The 24,688-nt window shown below is 41.7% G+C and carries 15 protein-coding genes; 6 read left to right on the top strand and 9 right to left on the bottom strand.

Annotation, left to right across the window (positions count from 1 at the left end):
• The first annotated feature begins 28 nt into the window (after positions 1-28).
• On the top strand, positions 29-730 hold the full coding sequence (locus ACI882_RS09940) for a Crp/Fnr family transcriptional regulator (protein WP_411744343.1): 702 nt from the start codon (positions 29-31) through the stop codon (positions 728-730).
• Positions 731-1,028: 298 nt separating this feature from the next.
• Here ACI882_RS09940 and ACI882_RS09935 read toward each other — a convergent pair whose 3' ends face one another.
• Both ACI882_RS09935 and ACI882_RS09930 read right to left on the bottom strand, forming a co-directional pair.
• Complete coding sequence (locus tag ACI882_RS09935; RefSeq protein ID WP_411744342.1) at positions 1,029-1,895, bottom strand: hypothetical protein; 867 nt, start codon at positions 1,893-1,895, stop codon at positions 1,029-1,031.
• Positions 1,896-2,058: 163 nt separating this feature from the next.
• Positions 2,059-2,835, bottom strand: a complete 777-nt coding sequence (locus tag ACI882_RS09930) for a dienelactone hydrolase family protein (RefSeq protein ID WP_411744341.1) — start codon at positions 2,833-2,835, stop codon at positions 2,059-2,061.
• A 130-nt stretch (positions 2,836-2,965) separates the two neighbouring features.
• Here ACI882_RS09930 and ACI882_RS09925 point away from each other — a divergent pair, with 130 nt between their 5' ends.
• On the top strand, positions 2,966-4,111 hold the full coding sequence (locus ACI882_RS09925; RefSeq protein ID WP_411744340.1) for an exonuclease SbcCD subunit D: 1,146 nt from the start codon (positions 2,966-2,968) through the stop codon (positions 4,109-4,111).
• The gene (locus ACI882_RS09920; RefSeq protein ID WP_411744339.1) at positions 4,108-7,200 is read left to right on the top strand and encodes an AAA family ATPase; all 3,093 of its coding nucleotides are present in this window, start codon (positions 4,108-4,110) and stop codon (positions 7,198-7,200) included. The genes ACI882_RS09925 and ACI882_RS09920 overlap by 4 nt, the downstream gene beginning before the upstream one ends.
• Before the next feature lie 80 nt (positions 7,201-7,280).
• On the opposite strand, the gene ACI882_RS09915 is transcribed toward ACI882_RS09920, so the two are convergent.
• The 6 genes from ACI882_RS09915 to ACI882_RS09890 all read right to left on the bottom strand — a co-directional run bounded on the left by ACI882_RS09915 (position 7,281) and on the right by ACI882_RS09890 (position 15,435).
• The gene (locus tag ACI882_RS09915) at positions 7,281-8,039 is read right to left on the bottom strand and encodes a sulfite exporter TauE/SafE family protein (protein ID WP_411744338.1); all 759 of its coding nucleotides are present in this window, start codon (positions 8,037-8,039) and stop codon (positions 7,281-7,283) included.
• A gap of 8 nt (positions 8,040-8,047) precedes the next feature.
• A complete protein-coding gene (gene trxC, locus ACI882_RS09910) occupies positions 8,048-8,482 on the bottom strand; it encodes a thioredoxin TrxC (RefSeq protein ID WP_411744337.1) in 435 nt (144 codons plus the stop codon).
• A gap of 78 nt (positions 8,483-8,560) precedes the next feature.
• Entirely contained in the window at positions 8,561-10,192 is a 1,632-nt protein-coding gene (locus ACI882_RS09905; protein ID WP_411746821.1) for a M28 family peptidase, read from the bottom strand.
• Between the two features lie 282 nt (positions 10,193-10,474).
• Positions 10,475-11,512 carry a DUF2235 domain-containing protein gene (locus ACI882_RS09900; protein WP_411746820.1) on the bottom strand — a complete coding sequence of 346 codons (1,038 nt, stop codon included), beginning with the start codon at positions 11,510-11,512 and terminating at the stop codon, positions 10,475-10,477.
• A gap of 153 nt (positions 11,513-11,665) precedes the next feature.
• Complete coding sequence (locus ACI882_RS09895; protein WP_411746819.1) at positions 11,666-14,653, bottom strand: GGDEF domain-containing protein; 2,988 nt, start codon at positions 14,651-14,653, stop codon at positions 11,666-11,668.
• A gap of 86 nt (positions 14,654-14,739) precedes the next feature.
• On the bottom strand, positions 14,740-15,435 hold the full coding sequence (locus ACI882_RS09890; RefSeq protein ID WP_411745322.1) for a substrate-binding periplasmic protein: 696 nt from the start codon (positions 15,433-15,435) through the stop codon (positions 14,740-14,742).
• 255 nt (positions 15,436-15,690) lie between these two features.
• On the opposite strand from ACI882_RS09890, the gene ACI882_RS09885 reads away from it, so the two are divergent.
• Complete coding sequence (locus ACI882_RS09885; protein WP_411745323.1) at positions 15,691-17,628, top strand: acetoacetate--CoA ligase; 1,938 nt, start codon at positions 15,691-15,693, stop codon at positions 17,626-17,628.
• Positions 17,629-17,774: 146 nt separating this feature from the next.
• Positions 17,775-20,504 carry an aconitate hydratase AcnA gene (gene acnA / locus ACI882_RS09880; RefSeq protein WP_411745324.1) on the top strand — a complete coding sequence of 910 codons (2,730 nt, stop codon included), beginning with the start codon at positions 17,775-17,777 and terminating at the stop codon, positions 20,502-20,504.
• Positions 20,505-20,604: 100 nt separating this feature from the next.
• Here acnA and ACI882_RS09875 read toward each other — a convergent pair whose 3' ends face one another.
• Complete coding sequence (locus ACI882_RS09875) at positions 20,605-22,116, bottom strand: DUF4034 domain-containing protein (protein WP_411748468.1); 1,512 nt, start codon at positions 22,114-22,116, stop codon at positions 20,605-20,607.
• Positions 22,117-23,163: 1,047 nt separating this feature from the next.
• On the opposite strand from ACI882_RS09875, the gene ACI882_RS09870 reads away from it, so the two are divergent.
• On the top strand, positions 23,164-24,237 hold the full coding sequence (locus tag ACI882_RS09870; RefSeq protein WP_411748467.1) for a hypothetical protein: 1,074 nt from the start codon (positions 23,164-23,166) through the stop codon (positions 24,235-24,237).
• Positions 24,238-24,688: the final 451 nt, after the last annotated feature.

Raw genomic sequence — 24,688 nt, 5'->3', positions numbered from 1 at the left:
TGATGTTAACGCGAGTCAGAGAAAAATTATGATCAATGTTGTATCGCTCGACACCAACTTAATGAACCATCATTTGTTTTCAGGCTTAACCGATGAGCAACGTAAGCAAATGATGGTTCGTTCTCATAAAGTTACTCTGCCGCAGGGAATGCCCTTATTTCATCAAGGTGATAATGCTGATCGGTTCTATTTTGTGATATCAGGTACGGTCCGATTATATCGTATTGCTCCGAGCGGCCATGAAAAGGTTGTCGATGTGGTGCGTGAAGGTCAGTGCTTTGGTGAGGCTCTAATGTTTGGAGAGCAAACTCTCTTCCCTGTTACTGCCGACGCCTTAACGGATGCCGTTGTGATTGGGTTTGATAATCAATCTTTTGTTGCGTTGCTTCGAGAAAACAGCGAAGCCTGTTTTGCGCTAATGGCGCGCATGAGCCAGCGCTTACATACGCAGCTAAACGAAATTGAAAACCTGTCGTTACAAAATGCGCTGCATCGTTTGGTTAATTATCTTTTGCAAGCGCTAGAAGGTACTGACGGTTCGCTTAACTTAGATATACCCAAACGGTTACTCGCTTCGCAACTTGCGATTCAACCAGAGACCCTATCTCGTTTGTTAAAAAAACTCACCGATGCCAATATACTGGAAGTAAACCACAGCCGAATTAGCTTGATTGATAAAGATAAGTTGTACGCGCTGGCAACGGATAATCAGCCTTTGCGATCTAATTGATTTTATCTATATTGAGTTTAGCTTGGTGGCTTGATTAGGCTTTCGTCAGAAGACTGGGGTTTTATTTTGAAACTGTGGGATGTTGCGGATTAACTGAAGGGTTGATTTTAAGAAGTCGTTCGAGCACATCCATGTGACACTCCACAGCGAGATCCCTCTCGCTGAGGCTTATTAAAATCAACCTTAGTTCAATCCTTAGGTCAATCCTAATTCAGTGGCACATTAAGCTTTGAAGTGTCTAGATGGAGAATAATTAGATACCGAAGTTTTGCTTCAGTATCTAAAGTGGCTATTTTCATTAGTCTGCTTGGGCGTTACATTGCTCAACCGTAAAAGATGTTGATAGAACTACCTGATTTTCTGGATCTCCGCTGTTATCCGGGTCGGTGTAATATAGTTCAACTGAAGTAATGGCACCGTCTACTCGAGTGACACCGAAGACCCATTGACCGAAATTGTCATCACCTTTGACATCAAAGATCAGGCCGACAACCCCTGTGGTCCAGCCGTCTTGAGATCGAGCCCATCTTTTTGTTTTTGAAGAAGATATAGAAGTAGATGAAACTTCTCCAGTTACTATTATTTCACCAGAGTAAAGAGTATCTAAGGTATATTTAGCTCTGATTTCACGTTCAATATCAGTTTCGCCATTGCCTGAAGCTATTGCAAATTTACAAGTAAGTGAGCTCACCATAACGTTATAAATGGCGCAAACATAATTAGTTTCTGTGATTTCTTCAAGGTCAAGTGTGTCATTACCATTACTATCATAGCCTTGCTCAATTCGTTTTCCGCCAAAAACACAATTAGCGCCAGGGTCTTCCGTATTTATTTCAATAAACAGTGTTGAACCTGTACCGTTTGCGCCATTTAGGCCATTAGCCCCATCTGAACCGTTCACACCATTACAAATAGTATAGGTTTTAGTGACTTCATCCGCATTCAAAAGGCCATCACCATTCAAGTCGATGCCGGTATCGATTGAAACGCCACCATTTGCACAGATGCTACCTTCACCTGATCGAACTACTCCGGTGGCCGTAACTACAGAGTAAGCTTCATCGTCTGTATTATCAGAGATTGAAATGTCAGTTTTGTTGCCAGGGGAATCACAGCCAAAGAGGAGGAATGCGCAAAGCGATGCGGATATTGTTAATTTATTCATAGTCTAATTCCTTTTAAAGTAGACAAAATCCATTTCCTTACACAGTGGCTATATTCACACTGTCTAATTCTATAAGTCTAATATAGCGAAAAACGATCAAAAAAAGTACTGTTTTGTTAAGTGCATCACAAAAATCACACTTATTGACTAGAGAGGTTAGAGGTTAAGAGGCATAGAGCTGGCTCTTGAAGTAATGAATCACCTTTTCAAGCGCCAAATTCGTGGGGTGGCCTGCTTTATCTACAAAATTAAGTGCTAAGACGGAGTGTCCAAGCCCGGGTAGCTCGGTAAATTCTACGCGTTGTTTGTTGGGTTCATTTAGAAGTTGGTCGAGGGCTTTGAATCGTTTGGCTGAACACATGGGGTCTTTTGCAAAGCGTAGCGCTTGCACTGGGTGTGATTTATCTATTTTAGCTTTAATCTTGTCGATATCGCTGCGATCCATTTGAAAACTATTGTTGTTGAAGGCGGGTAGGCTTGGCTGTGATGCAACGGCGGCGAGCACACTGTCATCGGCCATCAGGCTAATGGCGAAGTTGCCGGTTAGGCACATGCCAATGACGCCCACACCTTCTACTCGGTTAACTTCTTTTACATGACGACACAGCGCGGCCAGCCAGTCTACAACAGGGCTCATTCTGCCACGTTTAAATAACTGAAACTCCTTGCGCATACAAAATAGGCGTGCGGTATTGCCAAATATGCTGATAGAACCTAGAGGACCAAATAGATGTGGCAATACAACCTTAAAGCCGCGGCTGACTAACTTGTCTGCCAGTCGTAAGGTAGACTTACCAATTCCTGGAAGCTCTTGAATGAGGACGATGACGGCTCCGCTGCCTTTTTCATAAATGTCATGGCTTATGACATCGTTGTACCGAGTGTTGGCGATAAATTCAGTTTTAACATAGGTTTGCATGATTAGGTTGTCGTCTTCCATAACTTCGAACCTTGGTGAGTTAAGGCGCTTAATATGGCACAGCAATGGGTTAGCTGCAAAGTTTTGTAGGCACTGATCTTTGTGAGTGACTTAGGTACAATCGTTTTAATATTATTAGGCAAGCAACGACATGCGCATACTACATACCTCTGATTGGCACATTGGCCGGCAGTTTCATAATCTTAATTTGTTGGAAGATCAAAAAGACTGTATCGATCAGCTCATCGACGTGCTTAAAAATGAAGCAATAGACTTACTTTTGATCGCCGGTGACATCTATGATCGGTCAGTTCCGCCGGCTGAAGCTGTGGTGTTGCTGCACAATACTTTGAGTGTTGTTTGTTTAGAGCTTGGTATAACTATCGCTATGATCAGTGGAAATCATGATGGGCCTGAACGGCTTGGCTTTGGTGCGGACCTACTTAAGGCGTCCGGCTTACATATATTTACCGATATCACCGCTATCGCTAAGCCTCTTAAAATTAGTAAGGGTGAAGAGACGGTCAATGTCTATGGCATACCTTATTGCCAGCCCGAGCATGTCCGAAAAGCATTCGATGTAGACGTGAAAACCTTTGATGAAGCGCATACTTTTTTGGTTGAACAAGTGACCAAGCAAATGAATCCTGACGAAGTTAATATACTCATGAGTCATTGCTTTGTGGGTGGCAGTCAAGTGAGCGAATCCGAGCGGCCGCTGTCTATTGGCGGTGCTGACACCGTGAGCTGGCAGCCGATGCGCAGCTTTGATTATGTTGCATTAGGGCACTTACATGCCCCCCAATTTAGAGGCGAAGAGCATATTCGTTACTCTGGCTCACTCATGAAATACAGCTTTTCAGAAGTGAATCAAAAAAAGGGCGTCACGGTTGTCGAGTTACAAAGAAAAACTAAACCGACTATTGATTTTTTTTCGATTAAACAAAAACATGATCTACGTGTCATAGAAGGCCAGTTTGAAACAATACTTAGCGATGGTTTTAAAGATGAAAACAAAGAAGATTACTTGTTGATTCGGTTAGTCGATAAAGAATCGATCATTGATGCCATAGGTAAACTGAGATCTATTTATCCAAATATTTTACATCTAGAAAAAACTGGCGTGGTTCAAGCGGCGAATACTAAGCAGGTAACGAAGGAACATTTGAAACGATCTGAATTAGAATTATTCGCCGATTTTTATCAGAAAACACTCGACGAAAAACTCAGCGAACCTCAACGACAAATATTAGAAACATTAATTAACGATTTACATGCACAGGATGACGCATCATGAAGCCTGTTTTTTTGTCGATGCAAGCCTTTGGACCTTTTGCAAGCCTACAAGCCATAAACTTTCAGGATCTTGGAGAAAACCCTTTGTTCTTAATAAACGGGCCTACGGGTGCGGGTAAGAGCACAATTTTAGATGCCATTAGCTTTGCTTTATATGGTGAAAGTACGGGTAGAGAACGCGATCCCACCAGTATGCGTTGTGATTTATCTGACTCAGATACCCCAACAGAGGTCACTTTTGACTTTGTTTTATCTAAACATGTTTATCGAATTATACGAACGCCGGCTCAAGAGCTCACTAAAAAGAAAGGCGTAGGTACAACGCCTAAAGGGCCAACCGCAAGCGTTTATCGCCATAAATATGCCGATTTAAATAACTTTGTATTTGATGAAACGCATGACACCGTTGAGCTGTTGCCACTTAAAGGTGTAAAAGAAGTCAATGACTGGGTAAAAGACCTGACCGGACTATCCAGTGAGCAATTCCGGCAAGTGATGGTATTGCCTCAAGGGCAGTTTAGAAAATTGTTACTTGCTGATTCAGATCAACGAGAACAAATATTTAGTCAGTTATTTCAAACCAATATTTATAAACAAATTGAAGAACAACTCAAGCTACAATCAGCTGAGTTACGCAACAACCGTAAGTCGTTAAATGAAAATATAACTGGGTTGCTCGATTCAGTCGAATTGACAGAAACAGATGAGTTAGTGCTACAACTAGCAGAGGTTGAACCCAAATACTTACAAGCGAAAAAAAGCCATGAATCTGCTCAGAAAAAAGCGTTAGATGCGGTTAAGGCATTGCAGGCAGCCAATGATATAGCAAAGAAACACAGCGAGCTTGAAACCTTACAAAAAAGTATTGCGAGTCTAAACAGTAAAGCTACTGAAGTAGAGTTATTGAGAACAAAATTAGCTCGTGCTGACCAAGCCAATAAAATCACGCCTTTTAAGAAAACTTTGAAATCGGCCACCGCATCCTTGGAAATTGAAATTAGGCAACAAGCGGACTTAGAGCATAAGCTTAAAGAGTTAAGTGAAAAGCATAAACTTGAAACAGAAAAATTTAGTTTATTAGAGCCTCAATGGCTTGAATTAGACGCTAAAAAACAAGAGTTAAATGACTGGCAACGTAAAAAACAGTTGCTGTCCGCTTTGATAGTCGAACAAACAAATCAAAAAAAGCTAACAGATTCACTTACCAAAGCGGAAGAGAGTATTCGTCAGCGCATGCAAGAAAAAGAACAAATTAACAAAGGTTTGATCGAACTATCGGAGTTAATCAAAACCAATAATGAAGCTTTAAGTGCTACTCCTAAGATACAAGCAGATTTTGAAAGGTTCGATCGGTTAGGGCGGCTTCGTCGCCATGTTGCAGACACCCAAGCAATGAACGGAGAGCTAAACAAACAAGCTCAACAATTGCGAGGTAATCTACAAGAGCTTGTCATGCAACGAGAATCGTCTCAAACCAACTTACAAAAAACGGAATTAAGCTGGCACCAAGGCCAAGCATTTGAGTTAGCTCAACAGCTTAATAACGGTGAACCCTGTATGGTCTGTGGTAGTACTGAACACCCACAGCCGGCTAACCTTTCAAATGTGACATTTGCAAGTAAAGAGCAGGTGAATCAAGCTCGGGTGGCAGTACAAAACATTCAGGCTAAGTACAACTCAATTGAATCTGAATTGAAATCAGTCGAGTTCAAGATGAGTGAGAATGAGAAAAAAATAAAAGACCTTCAGATTGATATTGGTGAATATCATGAGCAGCCCATCGAATGGTTTCGAGAACAGTGGAAACAGTGCCAAACTAAACTAACTGAGTTAACGGCTTTGCAAAAAACTCAGCAATTACAACTCCAAAAACAGCAGGAAAGCAGTGATCAACTGGTTAGCATTGATGTGTTGATGACAGAGCTAACTGCTAAGCGTGATGCTATTAACGTAGATCTATCGGCTTGCCTAGCCCGTATTCAAGAGCGCGAACAAGAAATTCCAGTTGAGTATCGTAATGCACAAGCGCTAGAATCTAAAATAGCTGAACTCACGGGTCACATTGAAAAAATAACACAAGAGTATCAAAAAAATTCGCTGCAACAGAAAGAGACTCAGCAGAACTTAACCGCGCATAAGTCGCTGCTTGAAAATGTAGTTGAAAGGATAGAACAGCAAACTAAAGCAGTTCAACAAGCAGAATCAATATGGTTAAGCTCATTAGCTGGTGCTGGATTTAAGAATGAAGTCGAGTATAACGATTTCTGTCGGCCAGAAGCTGAGTTGCTTGATCAGAAAAAAATGGTCGATGAACATAAAACAAAAATGGCCGACCTAAAAAGCCGAATAGACTATATTGAAACTGAATTGAAATCTAAAGAAAAGCCGAAATTAGACATACTAGCAGAGCAGGTCACTAAAGCCGAAGCCAATCAGCGAGAGGCGGCAGAACAGTTGTCTGCGCTATCTAATAAATTTGAATTTCTAAAGAAAGTTTCAACTCGCTTAGCAAAAATTCACAAGCAAGTAGAATGCATAGAGCAAGATTACAAAGTAATAGGCACCTTAGCCGATGTCGCAAGTGGTCAAACCGACAGCCGGGTAAGCTTGCAGCGCTATGTGTTAGGTGTCTTGCTAGATGATGTGCTTAATGAAGCTAGTCAACGCTTGCAGCTGATGAGTAAAGGCCGTTATCGGCTTATTCGTAAGTTAGATCGTAGTAAGGGGAATAAAACTTCCGGCTTAGAACTTGAAATAGAAGACGCCTATTCAGGTGGTCGCCGACCTGCAAATACTTTGTCGGGTGGTGAGTCTTTTATGGCGGCTTTATCACTGGCGTTAGGGCTATCTGATGTTGTTCAAAGCTATTCCGGGGGTATTAAGCTAGAAACCCTGTTCATTGATGAAGGGTTTGGCTCTCTAGATATGGAATCTCTAGATTTGGCTATTCAAACGCTGATAGATTTACGCAAGAGTGGGCGAACGATTGGAATTATTTCTCATGTGAGTGAATTGAAAGAGCAAATGTCACAACGGATTGATGTCATACCATCAGATATTGGCAGTATCGTTTGCGTTGTGCATGCTTGAAACAATAAATAGTAGCCTTATGGCTTGAAATTAGTATCAGCGTCATTTGTAAATTGGGCGCTGATACTAAATTTCACAATTTAAACCAAACCTAATCCTATAAAGCCATCATATACTAGCTTTAAACCTGCGATGATTAAGAAAATATAAACAATTTTATAAAACGTAGCCTGTGATACTTTGTCGTGGAAATAATAGCCCAAGCCAATACCTATGGGCGCTAATGGTAATAGCACGAGCGAGGTCGTCATGTTGGCAAAGCTCAACTGCCCTAACCAAAAGTAAGGGACGAGTTTAATATAATTAATTACGGCAAAAAGCACCGTATTTGTGCCTACAAAAAGAGTAGGTGATAGTTTTTGCGGTAATAGATAAACGCTAATAGGGGGCCCGCCAGCATGAATACCGAAACTGGTAAACCCTGAAATCATCGACCAAAAAGTGCCTTTGGTTTTATTCGGCTGGGTGACGGAAGTCACGGCTCTTTTGTGCCAAAAATTGACGGCAAAACCTAATGCTAAAAAACCAATCAATAAGCGTACATGGGCCTCTGATAAATACCGAAAAGTAAAAGACCCAATAATTATGCCAATAATTGCACCAGGGATCATTATTTTTAAGTTGGCTAGGTCCCATTTTCTCCAAAACTTTCTCAATGCGAGTAAGTCCATCACGCATAAAATGGGCAATAATATAGCCGCGGCTTGAGGTGGGCTAATAACCAGTGCCATCAGCGGCACAGACAAAATACCAATAGAGCCACCAAAGCCACCTTTGCCTAAACCAAATAGTAAAACAGCGGGTATGGCACAGGCGTAAAACAGAGGATCAGTTATCATGGTTAACCTTAAATGCCTTGTTGGGAAAGCCACTTTTTAAGCTGATTCAGAGGCATAGCGCCGCTGACTCGGGTGGATTCTTTGCCATTTTTAAATAAAATTAGGGTAGGGATAGACTGGATCTTCCAACGAGCAGCAATTTGTTGGTTTTTCTCAGTATTGAGTTTAGCTAAACGCAACTTTGGTTCCAGTTCAGCTGCAGCTTGCTCAAATATGGGTGCAAAGCTTTTGCATGGGCCGCACCAAGGTGCCCAACAGTCAACCAGTACTGGTATTTCATTATGGTTGATTACTGCCGCTACATTGGCGCTGCTTAGTTCAATGGGTTTGCCATTAAAAATGGGGGTTTTGCATTTACCGCACTTGGGCTTATCTGCTAAGCGGTCGTTAGGCAAACGGTTGGTAGCGTTACATTTTGGGCAGGTAATATTGACAGTAGACATGACTTACTTCTAATTGGCCTTTAATAGGTCCTATCATAGTCAAGATAGACCGCTCTTAACAGGGCGGTCTTGATTTGCTTATTTAATCCAATACTTACCCCAATGAGTAATATCGTATTGTTGTTTGCTTGCAACCGTTCGGAAGGCTTGCAGAGCCGGTGCCGTTTCTGCGGCAGCGGCAATTTCATCATCTATTGATCGAGTAGTATTGGCAAAGACACTCGTCACATAAGCAATGGCATCACCATTAACCTCTAGTGCACGTTGATTGATATTGTTTATATCATCACAGGCAGAGTGGTAACACTCATCAAAGGCGATGTCGGCATAACCACCGTATGTCGCGGCTTGTTCGGCAGACTTAATGCCTTCAGCTCCGGTAAATAGACCACCAAAAGCAACGCCTTGAGTGAAAAACTCCGCATAATCTGAACGGAATGATATCTCACTGCCTTCAAAGGGTTCGGCACGTAAGTTGAAATAACGCTCGAACATTGCTTCCGTTGCTGCAGAGCCTGGAGGCCCAGCTAAGCCAAAGTCCGAACCGTCTCCGTCGTATAAGCCGTTGAAGTAGTTAGGAGAGCCGATCATATCAAAGTTTAAATAGACCTTAATTCTAGCTAGCTCTTCCGCGTTTAAGCGTTGAACGTATTCTGTAGAGCCTACTAAGCCGGCCTCTTCAGCTCCCCACCATGCAAAGCGCACCTTGTTACGGATACGGGCGCGCTTTAGTAAGTCAGCCATTTCTAGAACGGCCACAGCTCCTGATCCGTTATCGTTAATACCCGCGCCTTCAAATACCGAGTCTAAATGAGCACCAACCATAACAACATTATCTGGGTCTCCCCAGCGTGTTTCGGCAATAACGTTATCGACGGTTCGGACTTCGCGAATCACATCAGCCATCATAGAGAGTGTTAGTGATTCTTGTGCTGCCCAAGCTTCCCCATTGTCATAGGTAGCGAAAAATACTGGAATACCGCCAGCATAATCAGAGCCCAAGGTAGCGTTAATTAAGCCCTTGCGATCTTCTGAGTTACCTTGATTAAAGATCACCACGCCTACAGCACCCGCCGTCGCCGCATTTTCAGCTTTAACACTGAAGGCGCAAGCGCCACGTTGAACCAGTGCAATGTTTCCAGCGGTGAAGCCAAGGAAGTCATCTGTTTCACAGCCGCTCGATGAAGCGTTGTCTAGACCTAACGCAAGGTCGACCGCCTCAACGGTGGCCGTCACCGAACCGGGTTCTGTCTGCGATAAATAGGTGAAATCAACATCCCATTGGTAACTTGTCGGTACAGGGGATAAAGCAGATAATTGACCATCGCCGCGTTCATAGAATGCATTGAAATCGAAAGAATCGTAACTAACGCGATATCCCATATCTTCGAGCTCATCTACCACATAGTTTACTGATTCCGTATAACCTTCAAGGCCAGCAGCACGGTTGCCGCCATTGTCGTCAGAAATTTCTTGTAGCGATTCTAAACGCTCCATTATATTTGATGACTGCATACAACGAGGCATATGGAATGGCGATGCAACAAAGGTATAGTGGCATTCGAAGGGATGAATGTTGTTATCGCTCCAGTAGTAATCTAAAAATGAAGAAACTCTTGGAGGTACATCATTCGCGAAGGAGTTTGCACTTAAAGCGAAGACGCAAGTTGCGCTCGCCAGTAATACAGATGTTTTTATTATTTTTTGCATAATTTTCTCTATTTTCATATTGAAAAATTATGCCTGCAACAGCGACCAGTCCAAATTGCTCTCTAAATTAAACTGGTCTACAAGCGTTAGGTCTATTTGTACAAAGAAGATCAAATAGAAGTTATACACTAACGCTATCTACGGCTGTATCTATATTGTCGACCCAATTTAACTTCCAGGCAAAATGTAAAAATGAAGTTACAAAAGAGAGTCAAAACGCCTAAAATTTTATGTTTTTGTGATGGGTCTCTAAAAGTTTCTGCCAATTCTTTTTAGGTGTCTCTAGTACGGCTCAATAGGCGGAAGTTTGCCAAAGCTTGCCTCATACCTGCTGATTGGCTTTGATTTATAACGTGAAGCTTTGATTCTATCAATAACACTTTGATGAACCAGTGTAGGTGTATCACTGGGGTTGGGTATTTCACGTTCTTTTTTACCGAGCATCACAATAAGCCCTTTGAATGAGTTATTGAGCTTTGCTTTAATGTTCAATGATTTTTTGGGCACTTTAATATGGTTTTTAACCGTTAGGCCAAATTTTTCAGCCTCATTGATCATCCACATTAATGGAAAGTCAGATTGAAAGCAGCCTTTGCTAGGCTTAAGGCCGCCGCCAACATCTGAATGCGAGCCACAAAACCAAACTTGTTTTAAATCTACACTGGGTCTAGGAGCCCAAATGGTTGGCGCGAAATCATCTCGTTTTTCATCTAGGGCTAAAGCGTGACGCGCTACCTTAATGTTACTGCCCATTTTATTGTCATAAAAAACATGCTTTTTCTTCAAAAGGCCAAATAATGTAAAGGGGATACCCATCGCACCAACGGTGTCCCATACACCAATGAAATTTATAATTGGTTTTCCACTGACGGAATAGTCTTTTTTAAATTTTTTGGCCTTCGCACTATTGGGTGAGTGTTTGGGATCTTTATATAGATCAAAAGCTTCTTTCACTCTAGACCCAAACTCACTCTTTAGAATATGACAGCAGTTGATTAGTCCGCATAGGCTGCGCACGGTATAGGCGCCCCGACTAAAACCAAAAAGAAATATTTTGTCATTTTTCTCATAGTTTTGAACAATAAAGCGGTAGCAGTCCATAACATTTTTCTCTAAACCGGCGCCAAACGCCCCGCCTGTTGCGTTGTCATGGTACGAGCCTATGCCCCAATCATAAAATACAACCTGCTTTTCATTGTCTTTGTTTAATGGGGCAATTGCTCTTGATAGCTTTAAAACGTTTGTGGGAATGTCTTTTTCAAGGTCTTCTTCAGGCTTGTTCCAGGTACCATCCGAACAAATGATTATTGTTTTTGACATGACACTATCCTTAGTTGGTTTTTATCTGCATGTAACATTACTTGCAAAAATACTCTAAAGGCAAGTATTAAGGATCTTTCTATGCACATTTTAAGCATCGATGATTATAGAGGCTGACAGAGTGTTGAGAGGGGAATGAATACGCCTACTAATTTAATAGGCTATTTTGTCAGTATCGGAGAAGGTTTTAGTTTTTCTAAATTGTTCAAGCGCTTCTACAAAAGATAGGGATTGATGAACCAGTGCATTTTTTCCCGATTTCTTGGCTTGGTACATTAAGTTATCGGCCAATATTGTTAGTTTGCGAATACTAGTGCTGTCATGAATGTAGCCATAAACATTTAGTAAACCAGCTGAACAACTCAATTGTGGAGTTTGTAAATCATCAAAGTCAGACTTACGTTGGTTTTTATTAGTAAAGGCTTCGATTAAGCTTTTAATTATACTGACCGACTCTTCAACTCTGCTGGAAGGTATAAATATAAAAAATTCATCACCACCGATCCGGTAAAGGCTATCTTCGTTTGTAATCGAACCTATAATAAGAGATGAAAACTGCTTCAATATCTGATCACCACGGTCATGCCCAAATTGATCATTTATTAATTTAAAGTTATCTAAGTCTAAGTAAACAAGGGTGAAGTTGGTTAGGCTTCTTAGGTCATATTGGCTGTCAATATTTTCGTAAGCCGCACGGTTTTTTGCACCTGTTAGTGTATCAAAGTAAGCTAACCCCACTGATTTTTGGCGATGAATTATTGATTCGACTAAATCTGACGTTGTTTTAGCGATTTTATGGCACCAATCACTCAATTCTTTACTGAAGAGATCAGATGAAGACCCAAATAAAACCTTAAGATTTCCATTGCCCTCTGAAAAACTAAAAGGATAGTTAACTGGTAAACTAAACTCATTTTGGTTCTGATGTAATTCAATTTCTTTCTTGTAGTATGGTAATTTGTTAAAATTTACTTCGAGTGAAACGAAATTTATATTGAGAGTTCTAGCCATTCGGGTTATTAAAAAATCAAATAACTCGATTGGAATAGAACAGCTTTGAGCGAAGTTATTTAGACCGACCACGAGCTTTAACAATGAGTTTTCTAAGTTTATGAAATCATTTAGAGATGCTTGACGAGATTTGGTTATAAGATCGAATGCTAAAACATTATCATGTAATTGTGAGCAAGGACCATCTTCTAGTGCCTCAGTGATTACTGAAAATTCTGTAAAAGCAAGTTGATTACCATTAATGTTTGTTTCAAAGGGTATTTCATTGCTAACATGCTCTAGTAGCTCTGGGTGCTCAATTGAAACACAAAATACAAATCGATGTATTAATAATTCAATCATGTTGGAATGGTGAATATCGCGAGAAGTTTGAATTAACGTGCAAATCTCTTCATTAATACAATGCCCTTGGTTTAACCTAACCGCTAAGTCCATTAATTTAATAGTAACGCTACCTTCCATTGATTGAGGCTCTTCGCGTTGGCTGATTGAATGAGACTCTATAGCAACGCTTGCATTACCCATTAAAAGGCGGCAGACCGATTGTATTGCGCGTAACTCGAAGTTTGATCGGTGGCGAGTATGGAGAATTCCTCTTAAATGAAAGATGGTGAATATTTCTTCTATCAAGCTAATAGTGTCTTTAAACCGTCCGGCGAAGTAAGTAGTAATGGCTGCATTACAAAGCGTTGTGCATATCTGCTCATGATTTTCATCTTGTATCACTAACGGCAGCGCCTGAAGAACTGTAGTTGCCGCTGCATCAAACTCCCCACAACAAGCCAACAAATAGGCTTTGCCATTTAAAGCATGGTGCATGCGCTCAGTTAGGCCTAAGGGGGTTGCCAATTCAACAGATTGACTCAGGCTTGCAATAGCACCCTCTATATCGCCTAGATGTTGCTGAATAATGCTAAAATGGTGGCAATGAGTTGCCATAGCTAGCGGGTTATTATCTAGCGCGATAATGTCTCGTGCGGTTTGGCAGCGCTGTAAAAAGTAGTCTCCATTTATTTGAATAGCGTTAAGGTCAAACCAAAATGTACTGATAACCGCTGCTCGAAGTTGCTGCCAGCCAATTGCTTGCAGTTCTTCATCGAGTTGTTTTACTTCGGCATGGTTATATTGAAAGTTACCACTTAAATACAAAGACCAAAAATGTAAAAACTTGGCGTATAAAGTTTGATTTGGTAATCCGGAAATTTCAGACCACTCCAAAAGCTGTGACGCTGTTTGGAAGGCATCTGCGTTATTTTTAAACCAAACATGAGATTTAAAAATGGCTATATGAGCAGAAAATATTAGTTCTGGAGAGTATTGCGCCCAGTCTTCGGCTTTTAATAAGTTGATCAGTGCGTGGGCATCGGAGGCTGAATTACTATATGTTTTGGCATTGAGCATCATGTAATTACAGTAGAATGAGTATGCCTCATCTTTGGTGTTGCAGTCTTTGTTATGTAACAAGTACTCTGCCAGGGCATAAAGTTCCGTACCACAATAGGTAATATCAGCCCATTTCATGGTTTGAGTATTTGGAACCGTACTGACGCTAAGTGTATATTGAGAAGCGAGTTCATCGGGTTGAGTAAGGGCAGCAGACATACGGAATCGTAATTTTAAATACCGTTGTTGGTCTTCTGTTGGCCACCAAGCATTCAATGCTTCTGGTGTAAGGCTTAATGTAATGCCAAACTGTGCTGGCCAATCAGAGTCTAAATTATGAAGTAGATTACAGCTGCTCGCCGACAAATATTGAGTGTTTGTAATGTTCAAATGAATGACATGGTTGCTCGCTAGTTTATGCAATAAGCTAGCAACGGCCCTTGTGACGATTAACTGTTCGTAAATGTACTGGGAAGGGAGGGTAGGCTCATAGTCGTCGGACTCATTATTGAAAATCCATGCCAATAAAAGTTTGCCGTAACGCTTGGGCGTGCCCGCAACATGAAGTGCTGCTTCAGCATCATCCTGAGTCAGGTATTCCCTTAAAACAGTTAAAAATGGTTCATAGGGTAGCATTGACGAACTAGGCGTCAATTCAAATGCATGCAAGTACTCAATAGATCTAGCATTAGATTTGTTTATCGAAAAGGATAGAAACCTACCGACATCCCCAAACTTAAGATTCATAAATTACTTATTTATTGTTTATGTGGTCAGGTTAGCTCCTCATTTTGGTAGCGTCAAGGCGGGGTAGTACCCAAATTCAAGATAGATCAGTTTCTGCAAGTATTAATCGCAATATTTAAGCTTTTCATGAACGTTGGGCGCTTTTCGAGCCATGATTTATGAAAATATATGCCTAATGGCATGTTTTTCGCGATTTCGATAGAAAACTGCTCCATTGAAAAGTCACCTTGCTTCAATAGTTCTTCTAAAACTGCAAGGTTAGCCAGCCCCACTTCAACTCTTTCAGCTTCAACCATCCGTACTAGTTGCATTGTTGTATTAGGCTGATGTCGATAAGTATTATAGTTTTGCTGTTCGAGCCAGAGCTGCATATTAGCGCCAAGAAAGCTGCTACGAGTATATTTACTTATATTAGTCATATCCGAAGCTAAAATGTTTGAGTCTTTTGGCCAAAACCAAACCCATTTTTGCTCATCTATGGTATGTGATAAAACAGCATAGTCATCACGATCACTGCTTTTGGATGCCGCAAAGAACCCATCTATAGAGCCGATCCTCACCATTTCTTGCGCTCGTTTCCAAGGCAATACAGACAATTCAAGTTCATACTCTATTTGATTTAGAGCGCATAAAACAACGGAATAGGCGGTGCCGGTAAAATCGCCTTGTTCATTGTAGAAGCTGTATGGCGGTAAATTATGTGTGCTCAAATGTACTTTACCTTCATTTGCAAAGCCCAAAGCCGACAGTAAGAACAGAAGTAGCAATTTGCTAGATTTCAATAAAGAACCTGTTGAAAAGATTTCAAAAACCATATTAGTTTAGTTCTCATATAAATCAATTAGCGTTAGGGCTAGGGCTTAGTTGGGCGATTATGAACTTAGAGTTTAGATTTTGAAGTAGGGCAGGTTAAATTTAGCAGACTGGTACGAATTGCTGACACCCTTACACCACCTTTTTCGATAACAGTGCTTGTCTTTGCGGCTGTGCTCGGTACCCTAATAGCAACAACAATAATTGATAGAAATTAAGCGCCTATGTCGACAATACTATTCCGCCCGTCCCAGTCTCAAATGGAAAAAACTCAGCTGAGTGATTTTGCTAAACGCTTCGATCCAAACGCGTTTGACTACAACTACAGAACTCTTCATCAATATAGCATTAATAACCTCAGTGAGTTTTGGCAGGCGGTTTGGGAGTTTGGAGAAGTACAAGGGACGGCAGGTAACGTTGTATTAAACCAAGCGCAAATGCCCGATACGCGGTGGTTTCCTAATGCCAAACTGAACTTCGCCAATAATCTGCTTCATCATGGTGATGATCATAAAAATGCCATTATTGCGGTCAGTGAATCACGAGAAACGCAAGAAATTAGCTACAAGCAGTTACGCCAAAATGTAATGCAGCTAGCGGCTTACCTTCAACAAGAGTGTGGGGTAAAACCAAAAGATGTAGTGGCGGGTTACATTGGTAACACTCAAGAAGCACTTATTGGCATGCTAGCAACCACATATTTGGGCGCGATATGGACTTCAGCCTCTCCCGATTTTGGCTATGAAGGCGTTTTTGATCGGTTTGGTCAAGTTGAGCCAGTGGTTTTGCTCGCAGGCAATGGTTACGGCTATGGAGGAAAACTATTTGACCGCCGGGAGGTAATCGATCAGCTACGTACATCAGTACCCTCAATTCGTCAGATCATTAATGTTTCTGTGGTGACAAGCATGGCGAGCATTGGCCAATCAACTGCGCTTGAAGATATTTTGCAACAGCATCGTCCAGCACCGGATCTTAATGAGTTCCCGTTTGACCATCCATTGGTAGTGCTCTACTCATCGGGCACGACGGGTAAGCCAAAATGTATTATCCATAGTGCAGGGGGCACCTTACTTCAGCACATAAAAGAGCTGCGCTTACACGGCGATATATCTAAAGACTCGACGTTTTTTTACTACACCACAACGGGCTGGATGATGTGGAACTGGCTTGCTTCTGGCCTAGTAACCGGTGCAACCTTGATTATTTTTGATGGCAATCCAATGCATCCAACGGAATCGGTGCTGTGGGAGCTGGCTTCAAAATACGGCGTGACTCACTTTGGCACCAGTGCCAAATACCTGAGCGCTTGCCAAAAGTTAGGCGTACTTCCCAAAGAAAACAATTTAGACGCATTACGTGTGGTATTTTCAACCGGCTCTCCGCTCTCACCGGAAGATTTCGATTGGGTGTACGACAGTGTTAAATCCGATGTCATGCTGCATTCCATTTCTGGCGGCACTGATATTGTCTCTTGCTTTGTCGGTGGCAACCCTTGGTCGCCTGTTGTTAAAGGAAAAATTCAAGCCGCCAATTTAGGCATGGCCGTCGAGTCTTGGAGCGATGAAGGTGAATCTGTGTTAAACCAACGGGGAGAGTTGGTGTGCCGGTTGCCGGCGCCCTGTATGCCCATAGGGTTTTGGAATGACCCAGATAAGGCACGCTATAAAAGCGCCTATTTTGAACGATTCGATAAGGTTTGGGCACAAGGTGATTTTTGTGAAATTGATGAGCAAGGTCAGGTTGTTATTCTAGGTCGTAGCGACACCACGCTAAACCCTGGCGGGGTTAGAATAGGCACGGCAGAAATATATCGACAGGTTGAAACCATTGAACAGGTCACTGATTCTCTAGTGGTAGGCCACCAAACCGACAACGATGTAGAAGTGATCTTATTCGTAAAGCTCAGTTCAGCTTCTAAGTTAGACGATGCGCTAATAGGCACTATTAAGCAGTGCATTCGTCAAAATACTACGCCACGGCATGTACCTAAACATATCTTCGCAGTGGCAGATATCCCCTATACTCGCTCGGGTAAAAAAGTGGAGTTGGCGGTAACACAAATTTTACGCGGTGATAGCCCGAAAAATACCACTGCCATGGCTAATGCTGATTGCCTGGATGAGTATCAGGAGATAAAGGCTAATTTCTTGACTGAATGACTTTTGAGTAAGAACTTCGCTATAGTGGCAGCTAGCGGATTGAATGTTGTTCAGGCTTCTTAGCCAGATTGCACTATGTCAGCCTGAGTACAGCTAAATGTTAGCCTTTAAAGCTAGCACTCAAAGTTAGTATAAGGAGAGTGACGATGAAGAATGATCCATTAGGAATCGTGGCGACCATGTCAACAGGTGCAAGCCCCGATTCTACCAGCTTACAGTATGTAAGTTTGGCGAAACTTGGCGAAAAAATGGGTGTTGATGTCTCGCGCCTTCCTCATACCGTGAAAATCTTACTAGAGAACATTGCTCGCCGAGTGGGTGGCCGTGATGTTACTGAAGCCGACGTGGCTGCCTTGGCGAACTGGCCAACAGATACCGACGATTCACTCGCTTTTATGCCTGCCCGTGTGCTGATGCAAGACTTCACCGGCGTGCCTGCGGTGGTCGATTTAGCTGCAATGCGCAGCGCTGTTGCGCGTTCTGGTGGTGACCCGCAAAGTGTTAATCCTTTTGTTCCGGTCGATCTGGTGATTGACCACTCTGTGCAGGTCGATCGCTTTGGCGGCGCCGATTCTTATGATACAAACTTAGAGTGGGAATACCGTCGTAACCAAGAACGTTACGCGCTACTTAACTGGGCGCAGCAAGCATTTGATGGTTTCCGTGTGGTTCCACCGGGCATGGGTATTTGTCATCAGGTGAACCTTGAGCATTTGGGTCAAGTAGTCATCGAGCGTGATGGTTGGGTATTTCCCGATACCTTAGTCGGTACCGATTCTCATACGCCCATGATTAATGGTTTGGGTGTACTGGGTTGGGGTGTAGGCGGTATTGAAGCGGAAGCGTCTATGTTGGGTCAACCGATGTTTTTGCCTAAACCGATTGTAATTGGTGTTCGAACTCACGGTACCTTGCCAGCGGGAACGACAGCAACAGACTTAGTATTAACCCTGGTACAAATGCTGCGCGCACACGGAGTGGTGGGTAAGTTCGTTGAATTCTTTGGCTCGGGTCTGAGTTCATTGAGCATTGCCGACCGCGCGACGTTATCGAATATGACGCCAGAGTTTGGCGCAACGGCAACTTTGTTCCCCGTTGATGATAATACCTTGGCCTATTTGAAACTAACGGGACGTGGCGACAGTATTGAACTGGTAGAACGTTATACGCGAGAGCAAGGTTTGTTTCGCACAGATGATGATGTTGAGCCGAACTTCAGCGAAGTGCTTGATCTGGATTTGAGTAAGGTTGTACCAAGTCTTGCCGGCCCTAGTCGCCCACAAGATCGTGTATCGTTGACGGGTGTAGAAGGCTCGTTTAATACAGTTCTTGAAGCCGCTGCTAACGCAAAAGATATTATTCGCTTAAAGACCGAAGGCAGCCCAGATACCGATGAGTCTTTAAAAGCGTCAGCAGAAAATTTACAACAGCCTTCTGCGGCAGAGTCAGTAACTGATGGTTCAGTGGTGATTGCGGCAATAACCAGTTGTACCAACACCTCAAACCCGTCGGTAATGATTGCGGCAGGGTTATTAGCGCGTAAAGCGGTTGAAGCCGGTTTGCAGGTACAGCCATGGGTTAAGACATCTTTGGCACCAGGCTCGCGCGTAGTTACACAGTACCTCGATAAAGCAGGGCTAACGCCTTATCTCGACCAGCTTGGTTTCAACTTAGTAGGTTATGGTTGCACTACTTGTATTGGTAACTCTGGCCCATTGCCGAAAGAAGTCGCTGAAGCAGTGACCAGTCAGAAACTCACGGTAGCGGCGGTGCTATCGGGTAACCGAAACTTTGAAGGCCGCATTCATAGCCAAGTGAAAGCCAGTTATTTGGCTTCGCCACCCTTGTGTGTAGCTTATGCATTAACAGGTACAGTTTTGTGTGATCTTAATACTGATCCGCTAGGAACCGATAAGCAGGGTAAGCCGGTTTATTTGAAAGATATCTGGCCAACGTCGGAAGAGATTGAAGCCTTGTTAGCGGTAGCGGTAAGTTCTGACCAGTACGCCTTGGAATACGGTCGCATTTTTGAAGGCGACGATAAGTGGAAGAGCATGCCTGCGCCAACGGGTACCTTATTCGATTGGAGCGATGATTCAACCTACGTCCGTGAACCGCCGTTCTTTATCGATTTCCCAGATACGCCGGTGGCGTTAGCAAATATTAAAGAAGCGCGAGCATTGGCTGTATTGGGTGATTCCATTACCACCGACCATATTTCACCTGCGGGTAACATAACGCCTGATTCTGCAGCTGGAAAATTTTTGTTAGCGCATAAAATTCCGGCAGGAGATTTTAATAGCTTTGGTTCAAGACGCGGTAACCATGAAGTCATGATGCGCGGCACCTTTGGTAATATACGTTTGCGCAATGGCCTTGTGCCAGGCGTAGAAGGCTCATGGACGGTTCATATGCCAAGTGGCGATCAACTAAGTATTTACGATGCGTCAATGCGCTATGTGCAAGAAGGCACGCCGCTGGTGGTAATAGCCGGTAAAGAATATGGCTCGGGCAGCTCTCGTGACTGGGCCGCGAAGGGTTCTGCACTATTAGGTATTAAGGCGATTATTGCTGAAAGCTATGAGCGCATTCACCGCAGCAACTTGGTATGCATGGGGGTTTTGCCGTTGCAGTTTAAAGACGGCGAATCGGCAAAGACTCACGGTTTAACCGGTGATGAAACCTTTACTATTAATGGGATTCAAGACGGCATAGTACCGAAGCAAAATCTCACCGTAGCAGTGACGCGTAAGGACGGCTCAGCAACAACGTTTGAAACAACCTTAAGAGTTGATGCGCCAGCGGAAGTTGAGTACTTCGTTAACGGCGGAATTCTCGATATGGTGTTAAGACAATTGTTGCAAGCGCAGGAGTAAGTGTAGGTGAGCGCTGCGCTCCCTTTGTTTGCGACCCTAGCGGGACGAACCCCCGCTAGGTTGCCCTACGTTTGATTATTAATCAGACGTAGGGCAGTCATTAAAAATTATTTTCATTATAGCGTTGCACAATTCTTGCTGCGCCTTTATTCCCCATTTCGGCAGCAACCCTGAATAATTCAAGTGCTTTTTCTCCATTACCTGAATGAAAATAAGATCCACCTTGTTCAAAATATGCCCTGTCATCGTCAGGGTTAAAGTAGATATATTCATCCCATTTACGAATGATTTCTTCCCACCGATCTGAACGAACCAGAACGGCGTCATATAGCTGATAATACTTGATTTCGTTAGGTTCAATATTTATTGCTCTTAAAGCGGCTTTCTCTGCTTCATCATGTTCGTACATTTCATATAATGTAAAGCCTAGAGAGTAGTGATTTTCAGCAGAGTTTTCGTCTAAGCTAAGCGCTGCTTTATTGTAAGATAATGCTTTTTCATGCTCATTATCTTCTCTAAGATTGAAGGCTTCGTATCTAAGTACAGATGTAAACCATGTCTTTTGTTTGTTTATGTCAGAATTTTTGGGGCTAAGCTCTAACGCTCTGATCAAGTCAGAATAAGCAGAGTAGTGATTTTCTAGTTTTGCATGTAGTTTGAATCGTGCTAGAAAAAAACTAGAATTAGTTGGGATTCGTGTTATCGCTTTATTGTAATCGGCCATGGCCTCTTCTGATTGTTCCAGCTTCGCATGCAATTTACCTCGATTGTAGTAGATAGCGGCATTTTCACCATAGGTCAGCGCTTTATCATAAAGTAGGAATGCGAATTTGTTCTTCCCTAACAGAGATTGCGAATTTGCCATATCAATTTCAATCGCTCCTGGAAGTATTTCCAGTAGTGGGGTTTGATCAATGTAGGGAAGTGCAGTGTCAGCGAATGCTTGCATTTCACTATAAGAGCCACCCCAGCGAGGAGTGAGTGAATAGATGTAGGTATTTCTTAAATAAAAACTCTCAGGAAATATTTTTAGCGCACTATTAACTATTTCTTTAGTTTTACTCTTGTTTCCCTTAATCCAATATATATTAATCGCTAAATTATAAATTGCGATTGATTCTTTACTTAGTTCAAGTGCTCGATCTATATCCTTAATGCTAAGGTTTAGTGAATCGTGCATTTTTTTAAATGAATCCGATTCTACTTCGGACGCCCATTCATTACCTCTTGCATCCCAGGCCTGCAAAAAGTAGAAATAACTTCGAATTAAATATGGATGATGGCTATTTGGTGTACTTTCTACCCAAGCGTTTAATAATTCTAATTTTTTATTTTGAATTCCATAAATTTCGAATTCGGAATAGTATTTAATGGATTCATCGACACCTTTGTTTTTAGCCTCACTTTCATAAATATCTAACTTGTCATTAAGGTGCTTGAATTCTCTAGCCTGTAATGAATTTCTAACCTCTATGAATTCGGAAGGTGGATATTGGTGAGGAGAGAAATTAGTTTTCGATTCTTCTAAATTAGTAACTGCAAGCGAGAAAGCACTTAAAGTAACTAGCGCAATTGATGAAAGGGTGTATCGTAAATAACTTAGATTAAACATCCTTGGCCTTTTTTTGATTTTTATGGGTCGTAGGTTACCCCTAGTTGGTAGAATTAGTTTATCTACCGAACCAAAAGAGAATGTATTTTTTGTGATCTAGTTCTCAAGTGGTTTTGATTATTGGTCTTATTGTAATTTACTACTTTCATAAATAGTAGGGATCATAAATTATAAGCTAGAAATTTAGATGTAGTTCTAAAAAATCACGGAAATAAAGTTGAGCCCATATACTAATAATTACGTATTGGACTACTGGGAAAGCCTCAAGTTTATCTAACAAATTAAAGTGCTCTAATTCCCAGCTTTTGGTAAATATAACCCATATTTTGGTTTTATATGTTTGTTCGATACTTATCGAATGTCTCGAATTGTACCACTAAGGTTTATGATAGGTAGGGCGACATGCAATAATAAACCCGCATGGTGTTACTTTAAAACGGAACTAAATTTAAGCATTGAAAAAAGTGAAGTTTGCGAACGATTCCCTTACTAATCGAAATTCCACAAAAAAGCCCGCACTAGGCGGGCACTCTCTAAATCGAGTGAGGGATGCGCTCCCTTTGGTCGCGGCCCTGACGGGTCGAACCTTTTTAGGGCATGTGAACAATTCCCTTACTAATCGAAATTCCACAAAAAAGCCCGCACTAGGCGGGCTCTTTTGTGGAATTTGGCGGAGAGTGAGGGATTCGAACCCCCGGTGGGTTGCCCCACGTCTGATTTCAAGTCTGACGATCGAAGGCTCTAGAATGGGGTTTTTAGGTGGTTTTTGCAATTTAGTTATCAAAGGTTGTTGATTTTCTATGGCATTAACTTCAGTTGGTAATTGCAAAAAATGGCTATCGAATTGAATGTTCTCATTGTCATATTGACTAAATAATTGACGTTTTCTAGAATTCATATTTTCAATTAACGCCTTAATTTTGACACTTGAGGCGTAAGTCTTGTCATAAATCACGATTTTCCACGGAAATCCTATTTGTGATGGAGTAGACATTTTAGTTTGTATAGCATGCGTGCAAATTTATTGAATGCAAACCAGAGGGCAGCATGAAACTCCAATTAATTGTGGTTGTTACGACGATTCTTTTTTTAACAGCATGTAACCAAGAGAGCGATGGATCCATTTCTTATGATAGTAATATCGATATCCAGTACGGGTCATGGGCTCCATCTGGAAAATGCAATTCCGATAGTTCCTTGAATGGACATTGGGAGCTGTTAGTGCCTGAGTCTGCTGATTATTCTATTACATTGAGTTCTGAAGATGTGAACTCAACTTGTCTGAGTATAATTGATGATAATGGAAATTATATTGTGAGCGGCGATTGGTTCGGTTTTGATGGCTCTTTAGCTAGCGGATCATACACTTTGATCGCTGGAACATATTTCAGTTTCCAAACTGGAGATTACAAATTAGAATATTCAAGCGACCTTACTATAAATCAATTGTTCCCGAGTAACTTGGTTGAAAGTAATAGTTTTAACGAATATACCGGTAGTGAGAGTTACACAAGAAGAAGTTCTCCTCGTAATATTTTCTATAGTTTTAATCTTACTGAATCGACTGAAGTTGAAATTTTTACTAAAAGCGCTTCGGATACAAAAGTTGCCGTTAGCATTCTAGATGAGTATTCAAATTTAGTAGAAGATAGCACTTCAGGCTATCTGTTTGAATCTTTAGAAACAGGGAATTATCAGGTTATGCTTTCAACCTATTATAGTGGATATTCTGGTGATTTTGAATTTAATATCTGGGGTGTAGATAATATTGAACAAATACCAACAAGCACTGTTACTCGAGTAGGAACTTGGAATAATTCCAGCAATGACAAAGCCCTAGCCGACAACCAGCAAAAGTATGATTTTACTGTCGGAAGTGATGATGCTGTCGTCAGCTTCACTTTAGCTGCAAGAAGCGAAATTGATATTAGATACTATCTGGTTGATGAATTTAATAATAATGTTAGTTCAGGTTCTTCCTATTCAAATAGCATTACCAAAGAGATTGAGCTTCAGGTGGGACAGTATACATTGATAACTTTACCAAGATTAGACGGTACTAGTGGAGTGTACGATTTACACTTTAGTTTTTTTGACAGCGATATAACTTTAGGGTTTTAAACTTCATTGTTCTGATCACAATATTATCGATTTAGGCACCTTAAATAGACGAAAAAAACGAAGCTGAATTTTTTACTTCAGCTTTTTTGAGGTTCTAAGAGGTATTTAATATGCGATTTCTTTTACTAAGTCAGGATTCAGCTATGATTTTGTTACTTTAAAGAAGAACTATCATCATTTGAGATTATGAAGCAGTTCATTGTTGAGAATAAGGTGATTATTGAACGTACACTGAGCAGGACTATCAAGCGATATAATCTTCACTAGATTCGACATAAACCTCAGCTTTTAAGAGCTGGTATTGTCTTGCCCATTTATTAAACCTCAACAATTGAAGTCGGAAGATTTGGGACTTGATACTCTAATCGTCCGTTTTTAATGATCGCCTTGTTGGGTGGCTGCACCTGCTCACCAGCCACCTTTATTTGCTCTCCACTTCTAAGCTGCACAG

It is taken from the genome of Reinekea sp. (assembly GCF_046710285.1).
In the GTDB taxonomy this organism is placed as follows: Bacteria; Pseudomonadota; Gammaproteobacteria; order Pseudomonadales; family Natronospirillaceae; genus Reinekea.
The sequence above is the reverse complement of the archived record's forward strand: the minus strand, read 5'-3'. Positions and strand labels throughout refer to the sequence as shown.